Annotated in this window: 15 protein-coding genes; 9 read left to right on the top strand and 6 right to left on the bottom strand. The window is 71.0% G+C overall.

All coding sequences use genetic code 11. The features are described 5' to 3' along the window. The first annotated feature begins 151 nt into the window (after positions 1–151). Positions 152–1,060 carry a pseudouridine-5'-phosphate glycosidase gene (locus tag ESP70_RS15265; RefSeq protein WP_149690178.1) on the top strand — a complete coding sequence of 303 codons (909 nt, stop codon included), beginning with the start codon at positions 152–154 and terminating at the stop codon, positions 1,058–1,060. After that, positions 1,057–1,878 carry a carbohydrate kinase family protein gene (locus ESP70_RS15260; protein WP_149690177.1) on the top strand — a complete coding sequence of 274 codons (822 nt, stop codon included), beginning with the start codon at positions 1,057–1,059 and terminating at the stop codon, positions 1,876–1,878. Before ESP70_RS15265 ends, ESP70_RS15260 begins: the two co-directional genes overlap by 4 nt. Here the strand turns inward: ESP70_RS15260 and ESP70_RS15255 are convergent. Genes ESP70_RS15255 through ESP70_RS15240 form a run of 4 tightly spaced genes read right to left on the bottom strand, consistent with a single transcriptional unit; the run spans position 1,875 to position 5,950 of the window. Next, on the bottom strand, positions 1,875–2,486 hold the full coding sequence (locus ESP70_RS15255) for a hypothetical protein (protein WP_149690176.1): 612 nt from the start codon (positions 2,484–2,486) through the stop codon (positions 1,875–1,877). The two genes, ESP70_RS15260 and ESP70_RS15255, sit on opposite strands and share 4 nt — an antisense overlap. Continuing rightward, positions 2,483–3,826 carry an MFS transporter gene (locus ESP70_RS15250; RefSeq protein ID WP_149690175.1) on the bottom strand — a complete coding sequence of 448 codons (1,344 nt, stop codon included), beginning with the start codon at positions 3,824–3,826 and terminating at the stop codon, positions 2,483–2,485. The genes ESP70_RS15255 and ESP70_RS15250 overlap by 4 nt, the downstream gene beginning before the upstream one ends. Before the next feature lie 25 nt (positions 3,827–3,851). Continuing rightward, positions 3,852–4,742, bottom strand: coding sequence for a carbohydrate kinase family protein (locus ESP70_RS15245; protein WP_149690174.1), 891 nt, complete (start codon positions 4,740–4,742; stop codon positions 3,852–3,854). Beyond that, complete coding sequence (locus ESP70_RS15240; protein ID WP_149690173.1) at positions 4,739–5,950, bottom strand: AGE family epimerase/isomerase; 1,212 nt, start codon at positions 5,948–5,950, stop codon at positions 4,739–4,741. The genes ESP70_RS15245 and ESP70_RS15240 overlap by 4 nt, the downstream gene beginning before the upstream one ends. A gap of 128 nt (positions 5,951–6,078) precedes the next feature. On the opposite strand from ESP70_RS15240, the gene ESP70_RS15235 reads away from it, so the two are divergent. Together ESP70_RS15235 and ESP70_RS15230 are read left to right on the top strand one after the other, a co-directional pair. After that, positions 6,079–6,993: an ABC transporter ATP-binding protein gene (locus tag ESP70_RS15235; RefSeq protein WP_149690172.1), complete on the top strand. Its 915-nt coding sequence runs from the start codon at positions 6,079–6,081 to the stop codon at positions 6,991–6,993. After that, positions 6,990–7,784, top strand: a complete 795-nt coding sequence (locus ESP70_RS15230; RefSeq protein ID WP_149690171.1) for an ABC transporter permease — start codon at positions 6,990–6,992, stop codon at positions 7,782–7,784. Before ESP70_RS15235 ends, ESP70_RS15230 begins: the two co-directional genes overlap by 4 nt. Positions 7,785–7,793: 9 nt before the next feature. On the opposite strand, the gene ESP70_RS15225 is transcribed toward ESP70_RS15230, so the two are convergent. Beyond that, complete coding sequence (locus tag ESP70_RS15225; protein ID WP_149690170.1) at positions 7,794–9,602, bottom strand: CocE/NonD family hydrolase; 1,809 nt, start codon at positions 9,600–9,602, stop codon at positions 7,794–7,796. A gap of 52 nt (positions 9,603–9,654) precedes the next feature. Next, the gene (locus ESP70_RS15220; RefSeq protein WP_149690169.1) at positions 9,655–10,398 is read right to left on the bottom strand and encodes an IclR family transcriptional regulator; all 744 of its coding nucleotides are present in this window, start codon (positions 10,396–10,398) and stop codon (positions 9,655–9,657) included. A 79-nt stretch (positions 10,399–10,477) separates the two neighbouring features. Between ESP70_RS15220 and hutH the strand changes: the two genes are divergently transcribed. The 5 genes from hutH to hutI are packed head-to-tail and all read left to right on the top strand — an operon-like array spanning position 10,478 to position 17,163. Beyond that, positions 10,478–12,061: a histidine ammonia-lyase gene (hutH, locus tag ESP70_RS15215; RefSeq protein WP_149690168.1), complete on the top strand. Its 1,584-nt coding sequence runs from the start codon at positions 10,478–10,480 to the stop codon at positions 12,059–12,061. Beyond that, the gene (hutU, locus tag ESP70_RS15210; RefSeq protein ID WP_149690167.1) at positions 12,058–13,719 is read left to right on the top strand and encodes a urocanate hydratase; all 1,662 of its coding nucleotides are present in this window, start codon (positions 12,058–12,060) and stop codon (positions 13,717–13,719) included. Before hutH ends, hutU begins: the two co-directional genes overlap by 4 nt. Next, positions 13,719–14,888: an allantoate amidohydrolase gene (locus ESP70_RS15205; RefSeq protein WP_149690166.1), complete on the top strand. Its 1,170-nt coding sequence runs from the start codon at positions 13,719–13,721 to the stop codon at positions 14,886–14,888. Before hutU ends, ESP70_RS15205 begins: the two co-directional genes overlap by 1 nt. Then, positions 14,885–16,039: a formimidoylglutamate deiminase gene (locus ESP70_RS15200; protein ID WP_149690165.1), complete on the top strand. Its 1,155-nt coding sequence runs from the start codon at positions 14,885–14,887 to the stop codon at positions 16,037–16,039. Before ESP70_RS15205 ends, ESP70_RS15200 begins: the two co-directional genes overlap by 4 nt. After that, entirely contained in the window at positions 16,036–17,163 is a 1,128-nt protein-coding gene (hutI, locus tag ESP70_RS15195) for an imidazolonepropionase (protein WP_149690164.1), read from the top strand. The genes ESP70_RS15200 and hutI overlap by 4 nt, the downstream gene beginning before the upstream one ends. Positions 17,164–17,178 lie beyond the last annotated feature (15 nt).

Genomic DNA, 17,178 nt, shown 5'->3' with positions numbered 1-17,178 from the left:
AGAGGTAGGAGCATCGGCGCCACCAGGTCTTGCAACTTTTCGAGAACCTTTTTTCGGAGCAGCGTTGTGAGCGGTGACCTGGTCGCCTTTCGGCAGGGCGGATGGGCGAGCAAGTCACCGCCCGGCGAGAGGGCGTGGCTAGGCTGGCGCGGTGAGTCTTCCCCTGAGCGTCTCCCCCGCTGTCGCCGCTGCTCTGGAGGCCGGTACGCCGGTCGTCGCGCTCGAGTCGACGATCATCTCTCACGGACTGCCGCGCCCCGACAACCTCGAGGCGGCGCGCGGGTTCGAGTCGATCCTGAGCGGGATGGGTGTCGTGCCCGCGACGATCGCGGTGCTCGACGGTCAGCTCAAGGCCGGACTCACGGACGACGAGCTCGTACGCATCGCCGGCGAGGACATCCCCAAGCTCAGCGTGAGGGACCTGCCGATCGTGCTGGCGCGTGGCGGCAGCGGCGCGACCACGGTCGCCGCGACGTCGTACATCGCCGACCTCGCGGGCATCCGGGTGTTCGCGACCGGCGGGCTTGGCGGGGTGCACCGCGGCGCGGCCGAGACGTTCGACGAGTCCGCCGACCTCAAGGTGTTGTCCGAGGTGCCGATCACGGTGGTCTCGGCCGGCGTGAAGTCGATCCTCGACATCCCCGCGACGCTGGAGCGGCTGGAGTCGCTTGGCGTGATCGTGCTGGGGTTCGGGACGGACACGTTCCCGAGCTTCTGGCTCACCGACTCAGGCTTCGAGCTCGACTGGGCGGTGCCGGATGCAGCGGCGGTGGCCGAGGTCATGGCGTCCCGCGACGAGCTGGGGCAGCCCGCTGCGATCCTCGTCGCCAACCCGCTTCCGGTCACCGAGCAGCTCGACCCCGCGGTGCACGACCGGGCTCTCGCCGATGCCCTGCGCATGGCTGACGAGCAGGGCCTGTCCGGCAAGGAGGTCACGCCGTTCCTCCTGCAGACGATCGTCGGGCTGACCGGCGGCGAGAGCCTCGCGGTCAACCTCAAGATCGCTGCGAACAACATCCGTGTCGCCGGTGAGATCGCCCGGTCCTGGGCGTCGCGATGATCCTCGTCGTCGGTGACCTCGTCGACGACATCGGCGTACGCCCGCTCGGCACGGTCAACCCGGCGAGCGACACGGTCTCCGAGATCCGCATGACGGCCGGCGGTTCGGCGGCCAATGTCGCAGCGTGGCTCGGGCATCTCGGCGCCGACGTACGTTTTGTCGGTCGGTGCGGTGCCGACGGCGTCGAACGGCACACCGCGGCCCTCGAGGCGTACGGCGTGGACGCCCGCATCAGCGGCGACCCCGACCTGCCGACGGCGACGATCGTCCTGACCCTCGACGACGATGCCGACCGGACGATGTACGTCGACCGGGCTGCCAACACGACCCTGACCGCCGCTGACCTTCCCTCCGACGTCTGGGACGCCGTGAGCTGGCTGCACCTCACGGGCTATTCGTTCTTCGACGACGGCGTACGCCCTGTGGTGCAGGAACTCGTCGCCGAGGCCAGGAGTCGAGGTGCCGGGGTCAGCATCGACCCCAGCTCCCTCGGGTTCCTGGAGGCGGCCGGCCGCGACACCGTGCTCGACTGGCTCGAGGGCGCCGACCTGGTGTTCCCGAACGGCGACGAGCAGGGCTTTCTCGCGCTCGACGGTGACCGCGTGGTGCTGACCCGCGGTGCCAAGGGTGCGGTGTTCCGCGGACATGACGTGCCGGCGTTGCCGACCGACGTCGTCGACACCACGGGGGCGGGTGATGCGTTCTGCGCCGGATTCCTCGCCACATGGGTCGTCAACGCCGATCCCGAACGAGCCTTGACCACCGGTGCTCGTGCCGCCGCGGCATGCGTGGCCGTACGCGGGGCGCGTCCGGTCTAGACGAGGTCGCGGATGCGGGCCTCGAGCGAGGCCTTGACCGCGCCGGTGACGGCGACCTCGATCTGCTGCTCGAGCGCGTCCTGGTCGTCGAGGTTCGCCAGCACCGTGCGCAGGTCGAGGTCGTCGACCGCGCGGGTGAGGACGTCGTCGGTCTTGAGGGCGGCGTCGATCGACGAGTCCGGCAGTGCTCTGATCAGGCGCTTGACCAGGTCGTTGAGATCTGTCGAGTCGAGTGACTCATCGACCAGCGCCGAGGCCGGGGGCAGCGTGCCGTCGGCCTTCATGCGCATGACGGCGGACTTCAGTCCTCCGCGCAGCGCGTCGATCTGGGCGTCGGTGGGGTCGTCGGTCTGCGCTAGCTCGAGGGTGAACGCCTCGCGGCTGACGTGCAGGCGGCAGGCCGCACCGTCGATGCCGAGCAGCACGAGCCGTTCGGTGAGTGCGTCGATGCCCTGGGCCTGCGACGTGACCGTCCGGGCGGCGCACGGGTCCGCCGGCCGGAGCGGTTCGTACTCGCCGCCGCCGTTGGCGAGCTGCACCCCGACGACGCCGCAGACCAGGAGCACGGCGGCCACGGGCAGCCCGACCCAGCGATGCAGCCCGGTCATTGGGGCCTCCTGCGGCCGACCGGGATCAGCGTCACGAGCGCCAACAGCGCGAGGCCGGCGCCGATGAGGAACGAGTCCCGGAACGCTCTGGTGGCCGCGCGCTCCACCTGTGCGTTCAGGTCGCGCTCGAGCTGTGCGGCGGCGGGTCGCTCCGCAGGATCGAGGTCGAGCTTGGCGAACGCCCGGTGCAGGTCGGGCACCTGCTGGGCCTGCGCCGACAGCTCGCTGCCCAGTGCTTCGGCGACCGCGATCTTGTCCTGAGGCGGGAGTGGAGCATCGAGCACCAGCGAGGTGATGGCCTGCTGAGCCGGCACCTGGGCGTCCCTCAGGTCAGCGGTGAACACCGGCGTGAGGATCGCCAGGCCGATCACGACGCCGAGGTGCCGCGCGCCGATCGTCCAGCCGGCGTGATGCGCTCGGGGCAGGCGCATCTCCATCGCCCGCGTGGTGAGCTGGTCGACGGTCAGCCCGAGACCGAGGCCGACCAGCGCTTGAGGCGCGATCGTCCAGGCCAGCGACGCCGACGGCGGGATCGCCAGCCCGACGAGACCGCCGGCGACGAGGAAGCAGCCGACAGCGACCTCGACCTCCGGCGGTGGCCGCAGGAGCCGTGCGAGGGGCCGAGCCGCGATGGCCGCGAGGGGCACGACGGAGACGGTCACCGCGGCGGTCGCCGGCGAGCGGCCCCAGCCCTGGACCAGCAGCAGCACCAGCAGGAACAGCGCCGCCGTGAGCGCCGCTGACATCAGCGCGAGGGTGATGTTGGCGCGTACGGCGGGGCGATGCCGGTCCGGCACGCCGACCGGGACAGCGCGTACGGCGAGGGCAGCCGGCACAGCCAGCACCGCGAACGGCACCTGCACCACGAAGATCGCCTGCCACGAGATCGCCTGGGTCAGCAACCCGCCGACGACCGGTCCGAACGCGGTGCCGACCACCCCGGCCGTGACCCACGAGGCGACGCCGCGCCGTTCGCCGTACGCCGCGACGAGCAGCTCGAGGCAGCCGATCAACGCCAACGCACCCCCGACCGCCTGGAAGCAGCGCGCGGCGATCAGGACGTCGATCGAGTCCGCGACGGCGCACACCGCTGACGAGCCGGCGAACACCGCGATGCCCGCCGCGCTGAAGACGCGTGGCTGCGCGCGCGAGAAGCCCATCGCCGCGGGCACGGCAGCGAGGCCCAGCACCAGGTTGTACGCGATCAGGACCCACGCGACCTGACCGACGGATGCGTCGAGGTGCACGAGGATGTCGGGCAGTGCGAGTGTCACCACCGCGGAGTCGGCGAGCACGAGCGCCACCGTCACAATGAGCAGGGGAGCCACGGCGCGACGCATCACCCCATCGTGGCAGGGCGCGACGTCAGGGCGTGAGGTCGGCGGTGCGCGGCGGGTCGGCCCCGGGCCGGGAGCAGGTGATCGCCGCTGCGCTCGAGGCGTACATCCCGAGGTCGGTGAGCTCCGTGAGGTCGAGCTCGCCAGCCGCCGGCCACGAGTACGCCGAGCACCACGCGAGCATCGCCGCCATGAACGAGTCACCGGCGCCGATCGTGTCGACGACCGAGACTGTTGCCGGCTCGATCGTCGCGACGACCTGCGCGTTGGCGACGACCGCGCCGTCGCCACCGAGCGTGATCGCCACGAGTGCCCCGTCGGCGGCGAGCCGCTGGGCGAGTGCTCCGGGCGCCTCGCCGGGGAACAGCGCGGCGGCGTCCTCATCACTCATCTTGATGATGCCGGCGTGCGGCGCGATGGCCTCGAACGCACGCCGCCACGCCTCGGGATCCGGCTCGACCGTGAGCCGGACGTTGGGGTCGTACGACACCGGCACGCCGAGGGCGTCGGCCATCACGACGAGGTCGGCGACCAGCGCGGCACCAGGCTCGAGGGACGTGCCGAGCGAGCCGACGTGGACGACCTCGAACTCGCCCGGATCCGGCAGGGCTGCGGGATCCCACGTGAGGTCGAACTCGTACGACGCACTGCCGTCCTCCGCGAGCGTCGCCCGTGCGCTGGACGTACGGGCGGGAACGGGCTCGAGCACGTCGAGGGCGACGTCGGACTCATGGAGCCGGTTCCGCAGCAGGTCACCGTACGCGTCGTCGGCGAGCTGGGCAGCGAGCCGGGTCGGCACGTCGAGGCGCGAAAGCCCGACCGCGACGTTGAACGGTGATCCGCCGGCGTGCGGTTCGGGCTCCGCACCGGGGCGCTGCACGACGTCGACGAGCGCCTCGCCGACGATCAGCGCGGTCATGCGCCGGCCCCGAGAGTGAGGGCGGCCGACGGCGCGAGCGGCAGGTCAGGGAGGGTCAGCGCGTTGAACGCGTGATAGGCGTCGGGCTTGCCCCGCCACGTGCGTGTCGTCTGGTGCATCGCGGGGGAGAGCTCGTGGTGCCACGCCCCGGTCTCGTGGTCGATGTAGTGCTCGTCGATCTCCGACCACCAGCGCTCGGCGAGACCGGCGTAGATCTGCTTGCCGGTCCACGTGTGCAGCGCCTCCGCAGCCAGCACCGCCTCGGCGATGACCCAGTGGAACCGCTCCTCGACGATCGGCTCGCCGTGCCAGTTGGTCGTGTAGGGCAGCCCGGGCTCCTCGTCGCTGACCGCGTCGTCGACGGCCTGGGCGAAGAGCGCCTCGGCGGCCTCCTCGATCCACGGCCGCGGCGACTCGAGTCCGGCGGCGAGCTGGAGCAGCAGGCGGGCCCATTCGAACGCGTGACCCGGCGTCGAGCCGAAGGGCCGGAACGGGTCGGCCGGCTGGTCCTCGTTGTACGACGGCAGCGGCGTCCAGTCGTGGTCGTAGTGCTCGGGGATGCGCCACTCGTGCGCACGGGCATGGATGCCGATGATGCGCTCGCAGATCGACAGGGCCCGACGCCGCCAGACGTCGTCACCCGTGACGTCGGCGGCAACGAGGTAGGCCTCGACGGAGTGCATGTTGCTGTTGGCGCCGCGATAGCCGTCGACCGTGGACCAGTCCTCGCTGACCTCCTCGACGCAGCGACCCTCGTCGGGATCCCAGAACTTCTGCCCGTGGATGCGCGCCGCCTCGGTCAACAGGTCGTCGGCCCCGTCGGCGCCGGCGGCCTTGGCGCTTGCCGCTGCGAGGAGGACGAACGCATGCCCGTAGCAACCCTTCGTACGCTCTGGCACGTCACCGTCGAACTCGACCCGGTCGTACCAGCCACCGTTGACCTCGTCGTGGAACACCGTCGACAGCGCGCGTACGCCGTGGCCGGCCAGCCGCTGGGCGTCGTCGTCCCCTGCGAGGTGCGCGAGCGAGAAGACGTACGTCATCCGGGCGTTGATCCAGAGCTCGAGGACCTTGTCGCGATCAGGTGTTCCGGAGTCGTCGAGCCAGAAGAAGCCGCCCTCCTGGCGCCAGGACTGGCGGGAGAACGCGAGCAGCTTGGCCCGTGCTTCATGTCGCCACGCTGGACTGCCGGGATCGCTCTGGGTCATGGGCCCAACCTATCGACCTTCAGGGTGCGATCAGGGGTCGGCGGGGGTCGGTCCCTGATGTCCGCAAGGGGTCAACGCCAGCAGGCTGGCGTCATGACATCGACAGCAGACTCGGGGCGGCGATCCGCATGATCCGCGCCCAAGGACTCACCAAGACGTACGACGGCAAGAACGCGGTCAACGGCATCGACTTCACGGTCGAGCCCGGCCGGGTCACCGGCTTCCTCGGCCCCAACGGCGCCGGCAAGTCGACGACGATGCGGATGATCCTCGGCCTCGACGCCCCGACCAAGGGCAGCGTCACGGTCAACGATCACCGGTACGTCTCGTCGCCCGCACCGCTCCGCGAGGTCGGTGCACTCCTCGAGGCGCACGCCGTCCACCCCGGGCGCTCAGCCCGCAACCACCTCCGCTGGCTCGCCGCGAGCAACGGCATCCCCACGACGCGCGTCGGCGAGGTGCTGGAGCTCGTCGGCCTCGACTCGGTCGCCGCGCAGCGCGCCGGCCGCTTCTCGCTCGGCATGGGCCAGCGCCTCGGCATCGCCGCCGCGCTGATCGGCGATCCGCCGGTCGTCATGCTCGACGAGCCGGTCAACGGTCTCGACCCCGAAGGTGTGCGCTGGGTCCGCTCCCTGGCCCGGCAGCTCGCCGACGACGGCAAGACGGTCTTCGTGTCGAGCCACCTCATGTCCGAGATGGCACTGATGGCCGATCACCTGATCGTCATCGGCCGCGGCACGATCCTCGCCGACAGCCCACTCCAGGACTTCATGGCCGAGCACGCATCGGCGTACGTACGCGTGAAAGCTCCGCAGTCGACCGACGTCGAGGCACTTCTCGTCGGTCGCGGCCTGGACGTCACCCGCGTCGACGACGAGCTCCGCGTGCAGGGGCTCGACGCCCCGGCGATCGGCGAGCTGATCGGCGGCCACGGCCTGTTCCTGCACGAGCTGACCCTCGTACGCTCCTCGCTCGAGGATGCGTTCATGGAGCTCACCGCCGACAGCGTCGAGTACCACGCGCGCACGGAGGTGGCGGCATGACCGAGCTGATGGCGGCCCCGACGAGCCCGTCGCTCGGGCGCGCGGTCAAGGCCGAGTGGATCAAGCTCGCCAGCATCCGGTCGACGTGGTGGACGACGCTGGCGATGATCGTCCTCGGCGCCGGCTTCACCACGATCATCTCCGGCGTGGTCGCCGGTGACATCGCGAGCGGCAAGAGCCATGACTCACCCGGCGAGTACATCACCCAGGGCCTGATCTTCAGCCAGATCTCGGCTGTCGTCATCGGCGCGTTGGTCGTGACCTCGGAGTACGGCACCGGCCTGATCCGCGCGACCCTGGCGGCGACCCCGGTACGTTCGAGGGTCCTCGCGGCGAAGGCGATCGTGGTGAGCGGATTCCTGTTCGTGGTCGGCACCGTCACTGCGTTCCTCGGCTACTTCGGCGGCAACGGATTCTTCCGCAGCGAGGGGGTCGGCATCTCCCTCGGTGACGAGCACATCCTGCGGTCGATGTTCGGCGCCGGGCTCTACATGGCCGGCCTCGGTCTGCTGGCCGCCGCCATCGGACTGCTCGTCCGTCACACTGCTGCGGCGATCTCGATCGTCCTCGCACTGGTGTTCATCATCGGCCAGGTCGTGCAGCTGATCCCCGGGACGTTCGGCGAGTGGGTCATGAAGCTCATGCCCGGCAACGCCGGCCCCGGCATCGTCGTGCCGGTCCCGTTCGGTGACCACATGCTGACGCCGTGGACCGGCTTCGCGGTGTTCGTCGGCGAGATCGCCCTGCTGGGCCTCGCCGGACTCGCGCTGTTCCAGAAGCGCGACGCCTGACGGTGACGCCTACTTCACGACGGGCAGGGTCAGCGCCTGGCTCGCGCTCCCGGTCGTGATGCTGACGGCGTTGGGGGTCAGGCCGCCGCGGTAGTTGGTCGACCCGCCGGCGACCATGAGGCGCAACTGGTGACCCGTGGCGAACCGGTGGGAGATGGCTGGCAGGGTCACCGTGAACGGCTTGGTGACATCCGGCACGCGCACCGGCGCGATGAGGTTGTGGATCAGCGTCGCCTTGCCGGCCGGGTCCACGTCGAGCACCTTGACGAAGACCACGAGCTGGCCGGTCGACCCGAGCGCCTGTGTCAGGGCCGCGGTCGGCGACTTCACCTGGAGTCGCAGGCTCGGCGAGCCGACGACGTCGACGTTCGCGGTCAGTGCAGCGGTCGTCCACGTCGCCGTCGTGCCGGGCAGGTCGATCTCGGGCAGCGGCAACGCGCTGCCGATGACGTCGAGCGGATCGGTCGAGGTCGGCACGCCGGCGACCGGGGTCAGGAAGTTCTGCGTCGCGGCCTTGAGGCCCAGCGGATTCGTCGTGAGTGCCGAACCGGACAGGTAGTACTTGGTGGCCGTGCCGACGGGATAGCTCGACGCCGAGCCGTACGCGGGGGTGGCGATGCCGGTGTAGGGCACCCAGTCGCGGAAGTAGGCGAACTCCGGGCCGGTGCCGACCGACGAGCCCTTGAGGTAGTGGTCGAGCCAGTCGGAGACCCGGCGTGTCACGTGCTCGGTTGCGGAGTTGGGCGAGCTGAAGCTGAACTCGCCCGGAGCATTGGGTCCGGAGTGGCCACCGCTGAACCAGATCATCTTGGTCGGTGTGCCCTGGGCCTGGAGCGCGCGATAGTTGGCGATGCCTTCGTTGAGGTTGAACAGCGTGTCGTTCTGGCCCTGGATCACCAGGGTCGGGACCGTGACCTTGGAGACGTAGCTGCTGACCGAGGCGTGCCGCAGCGACGCCGTGGTCGTCGCGTCGACCGTGCCGGTGACGCCGGCGACGACGAGCGCAGGGCACACGAAGAACGCGAAGTTGGGGCAGCCGATGAGACGCCCGGGATCGCCGGCGGCGTTGGCCACACCGTCGGCGATCCCGATCCCCGAGAATCCGAGGGCCCATACGAGCTTCGCCGCACCGGGGGTCGACGTCTGGACGCCCACGGTCTGTGAGGTGTTGTTGGGCGAGAGCGAGTACGAGAGGTCGCTCCAGGTGATGACCGGGACAATCGTGTCGACGCGCTTGTCGACGGCCGCTGCGGCGTACTGCACCTGCCCGCCGTACGAGCCACCGACCATGCCGACGCGAGGGTCGTTGGCGACGGCATGCCCCGCGTGGTCCTTGGCGTCGCGCTGCACGACGTCCAGGACGGGAGCTGCGACGGTGTGCTTGGCGTCGGTGAAGGCGATGCCGCTCTTGCCGCCGAGGTAGCTGACGAGCTGGCTGGCCGCCTTGCCGTCCCAGTCGGGGTCGTCGAGCGTGATCTTGCAGCCCGAGCCGCCGAAGCCGAGACCGGAGTAGCTCAGCACGGCGTAGCCGCGGCCGGCGAACTCCGTGCCGATGCCGGCCTGGTCGTCCTTGGAGCCGCCGAAGCCGTTCGTCGTGAGGATCGCCGGTACGCGGTTGGTGCTGCTCGCACTCGCGGGGAGGTAGAGGTCGCCGACGATGTCGCACACCTCGGAACCGGTCGGGCCGATGTCGACCTTGAAGTGCAGGGGCGTGACCGTCACCGTCTCGGCCGCCTGCGCCGTGGTCGGTGCCGCGACGAGGGCGGCGGCGGTCAATGCTGCTGCCGCGAGGGCGAGGACGGAACGGCTCGTACGCATGGGACTCCTTGAGGTACCGGTGAGTAACCCAACGAGCCAGGTGTGGTCCAGGTCACGTATGGCGCAGGCGCCGGGCGATCTCCGCAGCGGTCGCGCGTACGTCGTCGACGAGGTCGCCGACCGCTGTCCGGCTCTCCCACGTCACCGCGACGGATGCGTGGATCGTGCCGGCGTGGATGGGCGCGGCGATCGACGCGAACCCCTCGGTGACCTCGCCGTCCTCGGTCGCGTAGCCGCGCTGGCGGGTCGTGACCAGCAGCCGGCGCAGCTCGGTTGGCGACTGCGGACCGGCGCCCGTGCGGGACGTGAAGGCGCCCTTGCCCGGATAGAGCGCGGTGACCTGCGGCCCCGGCAACGCCGCGAGGATCGCGCGACCCGACGCGGTGAGGTGGGCCGGCAGGCGTACGCCGACATCCGTGACGAGCGGCGGCCGGCCGGGCGCCCGCTCCTCGATGACGTAGAGCACGTCGGCGCCGTGCAGCACCACGAGGTGCGCCGACTGGCCGACCCGGTCGACGAGCCGGGCCAGCGGCACGCGGGCGAGCCGGGCGAGGGGTTCCTGCCGGGCGAAGCCGTGGCCGACCTCCCATGCCGCGATCCCCATGCCCCAGGTGCGGTCGTCGGGGTAGTGCACGACGAAGTCCTCGTCGGCCATCGCGGCCAGCAGGTGGTACGCCGAGGAGCGCGGCAGTCCGAGCTCGCCGGCGATGCGCGTCGCCGAGACCGGGACGGGCTGCCCTGACAGGAACCGCAGCACACGGAGGGCGGCGGTGGCAGCGGGGACGGAGCGGGGCATGGACCCATTGTCTCGCATGCGAGACAGGATGGGGCGGAAGAGTGTGGCGCCGGGGTGCGTGGAGGCGTGGAATGGAGTCATGGCTTCGGTGACCGTGGGAGTGGGCGCGCTCGCGCCGGAGGATGTAGTGCGCGTCGCCCGCGAAGGTGCCTCGGTCGAGCTGAGCCCCGAGGCGCGGGACGCGATCAAGCGTGCCCGGGCGTACGTCGACGAGCTGGCTGCGTCGGACGTGCCGGTCTACGGCATCTCGACGGGCTTCGGTGCCCTTGCCACGCGACACATCGAGCCAGGCCTGCGCACGCAGCTGCAGAAGAGCCTGATCCGGTCGCACGCCGCAGGCACCGGTCCCCGCGTCGAGGACGAGGTCGTGCGCGCGTTGATGCTCCTGCGCCTCTCGACCCTCGCGAGTGGCCACACCGGCGTGAGGCTGGAGACCGCCGAGGCGTACGCGTCGATGCTCAACGCCGGGCTGACGCCGGTCGTGCGGGAGTACGGCAGCCTGGGCTGCTCCGGTGACCTGGCGCCGCTGTCCCACTGCGCGCTCGCGGTGATGGGCGAGGGTGACGTCGACGACCACGGAGTCGTACGCCCTGCGGCCGAGGCGCTCGCCGCGCACGGTCTGCAGCCGGTCGAGCTCGCCGAGAAGGAGGGCCTCGCGCTGATCAACGGCACCGACGGGATGCTCGGCATGCTGGTGCTGGCGCTGCACGATCTGCGCAGGCTGCTCGACACCGCGGACCTCGCTGCCGCGATGAGCATCGAGGGCCTGATGGCGACCGATCGCGTGCTCGCGGCCGACCTGCAGGCGCTGCGCCCGCACCCCGGCCAGGCCGAGTCGGCGGCCCACATGGCCGCGCTGCTCGCGGGCTCGCCGATCGTGTCGAGCCATCGTCACGGCGACGGACGGGTGCAGGATGCGTACTCGCTGCGTTGCGCCCCGCAGGTGCACGGCGCTGCGCGGGACACCCTCGAGCACGCCGCGACGGTCGCCGGGCGTGAGCTCGCATCGGCGATCGACAACCCGTCGGTGCTCGACGACGGCCGCATCGAGTCGCACGGCAACTTCCACGGCGCGCCGCTGGCGTACGTGCTGGACTTCCTCGCGATCCCGGTCGCTGACGTCGCGAGCATGAGCGAACGACGTACGGACCGATTCCTCGACGTGACGCGGAGCCAGGGGCTGCCGCCGTTCCTCGCCGACGATCCCGGCGTCGACTCGGGTCACATGATCGCGCAGTACACGCAAGCCGCGATGGTCGCCGAGCTCAAGCGGCTCGCGGCGCCGGCGAGCGTCGACTCGATCCCGTCGAGCGCGATGCAGGAGGACCACGTGTCGCTCGGCTGGTCGGCGGCGCGCAAGCTGCGCACGTCCGTGGACCTGCTGACCCGCGTGCTGGCGATCGAGATCCTCACCGCTGCTCGCGGCATCGACCTGCGGGCCCCGCTCGAGCCGTCCGCCGCGACGGGTGCCGCGATAGCCGTGTTGCGTACGCGGGTCGCCGGTCCCGGACCCGACCGCCACCTCTCACCCGACCTCGAAGCCGCCACGGAGCTCGTCCGCGACGGTTCCCTGCTGGAAGCTGCCCATTCGTCGCTGGTTGAGCTTGTCGAAGCCACGGATGTCCTTTCGACAAGCTCAAGGACCGAAGGAGATCACTCATGACCCGTCCCACTGTTCGTGCTGCACACGGCTCGACCCTGACCGCGAAGTCGTGGCAGACCGAGGCGCCGATGCGCATGCTGATGAACAACCTCGACCCCGAGGTCGCCGAGCGCCCTGAGGACCTCGTCGTCTACGGCGGCACCGGCAAGGCGGCGCGGAGCTGGGAGGCGTACGACGCGATCGTCCGCACCCTCGAGACGCTCGAGGACGACGAGACGCTGCTGGTGCAGTCCGGCAAGCCGGTCGGCGTCTTCCGTACCCACGAGTGGGCCCCGCGGGTGCTGATCGCCAACTCCAACCTGGTCGGCGACTGGGCGACGTGGCCGGAGTTCCGCAAGCTCGAGGCCGAAGGCCTGACGATGTACGGCCAGATGACCGCCGGGTCGTGGATCTACATCGGCACGCAGGGCATCCTGCAGGGCACCTACGAGACGTTCGGCGCCGTGGCGCGCAAGAGGTTCGGTGGCACGCTGGCCGGCACCCTGACGCTGACCGGTGGCGCCGGCGGCATGGGTGGTGCGCAGCCACTGGCGGTGACGATGAACGAGGGCGTTGCGCTGGTCGTCGACGTGGACGAGACCCGGCTGGAGCGGCGGGTCAAGCACGGCTATCTCGACGAGTACTGGACCGACCTCGACGAGGCGGTCGACCGTGCGGTGGCCGCCAAGAACGAGGGCCGGGCGCTGTCGGTCGGCATCGTCGGCAACGCGGCGACGGTGTTCACCGAGCTGCTCGAGCGTGGCACGCCGATCGACATCGTGACCGACCAGACCAGCGCCCACGACCCGTTGAGCTACCTGCCCGAGGGCATCTCGGTCGCCGACTGGCACGCCGAGGCCGAGCGCGACGCCGCCGGGTTCACCGACAAGGCTCGCGCGTCGATGGCCAAGCAGGTACGCGCGATGGTCGGCTTCATGGACGCCGGCGCCGAGGTGTTCGACTACGGCAATTCGATCCGCGAAGAGTCCCGGCTCGGTGGGTTCGAGCGCGCCTTCGAGTTCCCCGGCTTCGTGCCGGCCTACATCCGGCCGCTGTTCTGTGAAGGCAAGGGTCCGTTCCGCTGGGCCGCGCTGTCGGGCGATCCCGCCGACATCGCCGTGACCGACCGGGCGATCCTCGAATTGTTCCCCGAGGACGAGCACCTGGCCCGCTGGATCACCAAGGCGCAGGAGAAGGTGCACTTCGAGGGCCTGCCGGCTCGCATCTGCTGGCTCGGCTACCAGGAGCGGCACCTCGCGGGGCTGCGGTTCAACGAGATGGTGGCGTCGGGTGAGCTGAGCGCCCCCGTCGTGATCGGCCGTGACCACCTCGACTCCGGGTCGGTCGCCTCGCCCTATCGCGAGACCGAGTCGATGGCTGATGGCTCGGACGCGATCGCCGACTGGCCGCTGCTCAACGCGCTGCTCAACACCGCGTCAGGTGCCACGTGGGTCTCGATTCACCACGGTGGCGGCGTCGGCATCGGCCGGTCGATCCACGCCGGTCAGGTCATCGTCGCCGACGGTACGGAGCTGGCGGCGCAGAAGATCGAACGCGTGCTGGTCAACGATCCGGGCACGGGCGTCATGCGGCACGTCGACGCCGGCTACGACCGCGCCGCCGAGGTCGCGAAGGAACGTGGCCTCCGAGTCCCGATGCTGGAGGGCAAGGCCACCTGATGCTCGACGACATCGCCGTCATCGGGCGAGACTCGCGGACCGGGGGATATCGGCGATTCGCATGGAGCGACGCCGACATGGAGCTGCGCGAGTGGTTCGCCGGCGAGGCAGCAGGGCGTGGCATGGAGCTCGTCGAGGACGGCAACGGCAACCAGTTCGCCTGGTGGGGCGCCGGCGACGACGCCCTGCTGATCGGCTCGCACCTCGACTCGGTACCTGATGGTGGAGCGTACGACGGCCCACTCGGCGTCGTCTCGTCGTTCGCGGCGATCGACCAGCTCCGCGCCGAGGGCTTCGCACCGAGCCGGCCGGTCGTCGTCGGCAACTTCGCCGACGAGGAGGGTGCCCGGTTCGGCATCGCCTGCGCCGGCTCGCAGCTCATCACCGGCGCGCTTGACCCCGCCAAGGCGCTCGGCCTCAAGGACCGTGACGGGCTGACCCTCGCCGAGGTCCTGACCGCCCGGGGGCGCGACCCGCGGGCTGTCGGGCGTACGGACCTCCTCGACAGCATCGGGACGTTCGTCGAGCTGCACGTCGAGCAGGGCCGGTCGCTGATCCACTCCGACGCGGCCGTCGGCGTCGCGACCGCGATCTGGCCCCATGGGCGCTGGCGCCTCGACTTCTGCGGCGAGGCCAACCACGCCGGGGCAACGCTGATGGAGGATCGTCACGACCCGATGCAGGCGTACGCGGCGACGGTCCTGGCATCCCGCCGGCTCGCCACCGACGCGGGTGCGCGGGCGACCTTCGGCCGGCTCGAGGTCGAGCCCGGTGGCACCAACGCGATCCCCTCGCGCGTACGGGCCTGGCTCGACGCGCGCGCCGCGGACGAGGGACAGCTCGACGACCTGGTCGACGCGCTGGTCCACCAGGCCCGCGCGGCCGCTGACCCCGACGGCACCACGGTGACGCTGACGACGGAGTCGGTGAGCCCTGCGGTCGAGTTCGACGCGCCGTTGCGCGACCGCCTGGCGGCGCTGCTGGATGCACCGGTGCTGCCCACGGGCGCCGGGCACGATGCCGGCGTGCTCAGCCCGCACGTGCCGACCGCGATGCTGTTCGTCCGCAACCCGACCGGCGTCTCGCACTCGCCGGAGGAGTTCGCCGAGGACGCCGACTGCGCGGCCGGCGTCGATGCCCTCGCCTCGGTCGTGCGAGGCATGGCATGACCACGGTCCCGGCGTTCGCCAACTGTCACAGCCACGTCTTCCACCGGGCACTGCGCGGGCGGATCACGGGCGCCGACTCGTTCTGGACCTGGCGCGACCAGATGTACGCCCTCGCGGGGGTCCTCGACCCTGACCTGCTGTTCGACCTGGCGCGGGCGACGTACGCCGAGATGCACGCCGCAGGCATCCGCAGCGTCGGTGAGTTCCATTATCTGCACCACCGACCCGACGGCCGAGCGTACGACGACCCGAATGCGATGGGCGAGGCGCTGATCGCCGCTGCCCGCGAGGCCGGCGTACGCATCGCGCTGCTCGACACGTGCTACCTGGCGGCGGGCTTCGGCCTTTCGACAGGCTCAAGGAGCAGAGCAGTCGAAGGTGTCCAGCAGCGGTTCACCGACGGCGACGCCGACGCGTGGGCGGCGCGAGTCGATGATCTGGCGCGCAAGCACGCCGGTGAGTACGACGTCGTCATCGGTGCCGCCATCCACTCCGTCCGCGCCGTGCCGCGCGACCAGCTGGCGACCGTTGCCGGCGCGTTCCCGGACGCGCCGCTGCACGTGCACGTCTCCGAGCAACCGGCTGAGAACGAGGAGTGCCTCGCTGCCACGGGACTGACGCCGGTCGCGCTGCTCGCCGAGGCCGGCGCCTGGACGCCCCGCACGACCGCGGTCCACGCGACGCATCTGACCCCCGACGACGTCGCGACGCTGGGCGACGCCCGGTCGTACGTGTGCTTCTGCCCGACGACCGAGGCCGAGCTCGCGGACGGCATCGGGCCGAGCGTCGCGCTCCGTGACGCGGGGGCGCGGCTGACACTGGGCTCGGACAGCAATACCGTCATCGACATGTTCGCCGAAGCTCGCGCTGTCGAGATGCATCAGCGGCTGGCCTCTGGCGTACGCGGTGCGTGGAGCGCCGGGCAGCTCTGGCAGGCGGCGAGCTCGACCGGTCACGAGTCGCTGGGCTTCGCCGGGGGTGACCTGATCGAGATCGAGGAGTCCGTACGTACCGCAGGCGCCGACGAGGTGCTCTGGGCGGCGAGCGCGGAGGATGTCCTTTCTACAGGCTCGAGGAGCGGGGCGGGCTCTCGGACCGACGCCGCCCGTGACCTCCAGGCCGCGATCGATGCCTGTTGGAGCCGCACATGACCGCGCACCTGGTGACCAACATCGGCGAGCTCGTGACGTGGGACGCCGACCGGCCGATCCTGCACGACGCGGCCTTCGTCGTCGAGGGCGGCCGCGTGGCATGGTTCGGGCACCGGACGGACGCGCCTGCAGCCGACTCGTCGAGCGACGTGGGCGGTGCCGCCGTGATCCCGGGCTTCGTCGACTCGCACACGCACCTCGTGTTCGCCGGCGACCGCTCGGCCGAGTTCGAGGCGCGGATGACCGGTGAGCCCTACGCCGCAGGTGGCATCCGTACGACCGTCGCCGCGACGAGGGCCGCGCCGGACGAGCAGCTCCGCGCCAACGTGGCCCGCCACCTCGCGGAGATGCGGGCCCAGGGCACGACGACGGCCGAGATCAAGAGCGGCTACGGCCTCACGGTGCTTGACGAGGCGAGGTCGCTCGCGATCGCCGGGGAGTTCACCGACGAGACCACGTTCCTCGGCGCCCACGTCGTCCCCGAGGGGAGCGACATCGCGGCATACGTCGACCTGGTCACCGGGCCGATGCTCGAGAAGAGTGCCCCGTACGCCCGATGGATCGACGCGTTCTGCGAGGACGGCGCCTTCGGCGAGGACGAGGCGCGCACGGTCCTGACGGCCGGCATCGCCGCCGGCCTGCTCCCGCGGATTCACGCCAACCAGCTGGGTCACGGGCCCGGCGTGCAGCTCGCCGTCGAGCTCGGCGCTGCGGCAGCGGACCACTGCACCTACCTGAGCGACGCCGACGTCGATGCCCTGGCGGGTTCCGACACGGTCGCCGGACTGCTCCCGGGCGTCGAGTTCTCGACCCGTCAGCCCTATCCCGACGCACGCCGCCTGCTCGATGCCGGCGTCACGGTGTCCCTCGCGACGGACTGCAACCCCGGCAGCTCCTACACCTCGTCGATGCCGTTCTGCATCGCCGTCGCCGTGCGCGACATGGGCATGAGTCCCCGCGAGGCCCTGTGGGCGGCGACCCGGGGCGGGGCGCAGTCGCTGCGCCGCGACGACGTCGGTCATCTGTCGGTCGGCGCCAGGGCCGACCATGCCGTGCTCAGTGCCCCCTCGTTCGTCCATCTCGCCTATCGCCCCGGTGTGCCGCTCGTGGCGAGCGTGGGCTGACCCGGGCAATCTGGC

It is taken from the genome of Aeromicrobium ginsengisoli, assembly GCF_004134905.2.
GTDB lineage: Bacteria > Actinomycetota > Actinomycetes > Propionibacteriales > Nocardioidaceae > Aeromicrobium > Aeromicrobium ginsengisoli.
Note: the sequence above shows the minus strand (reverse complement) of the source record. Positions and strands in the feature narration are given on the sequence as shown.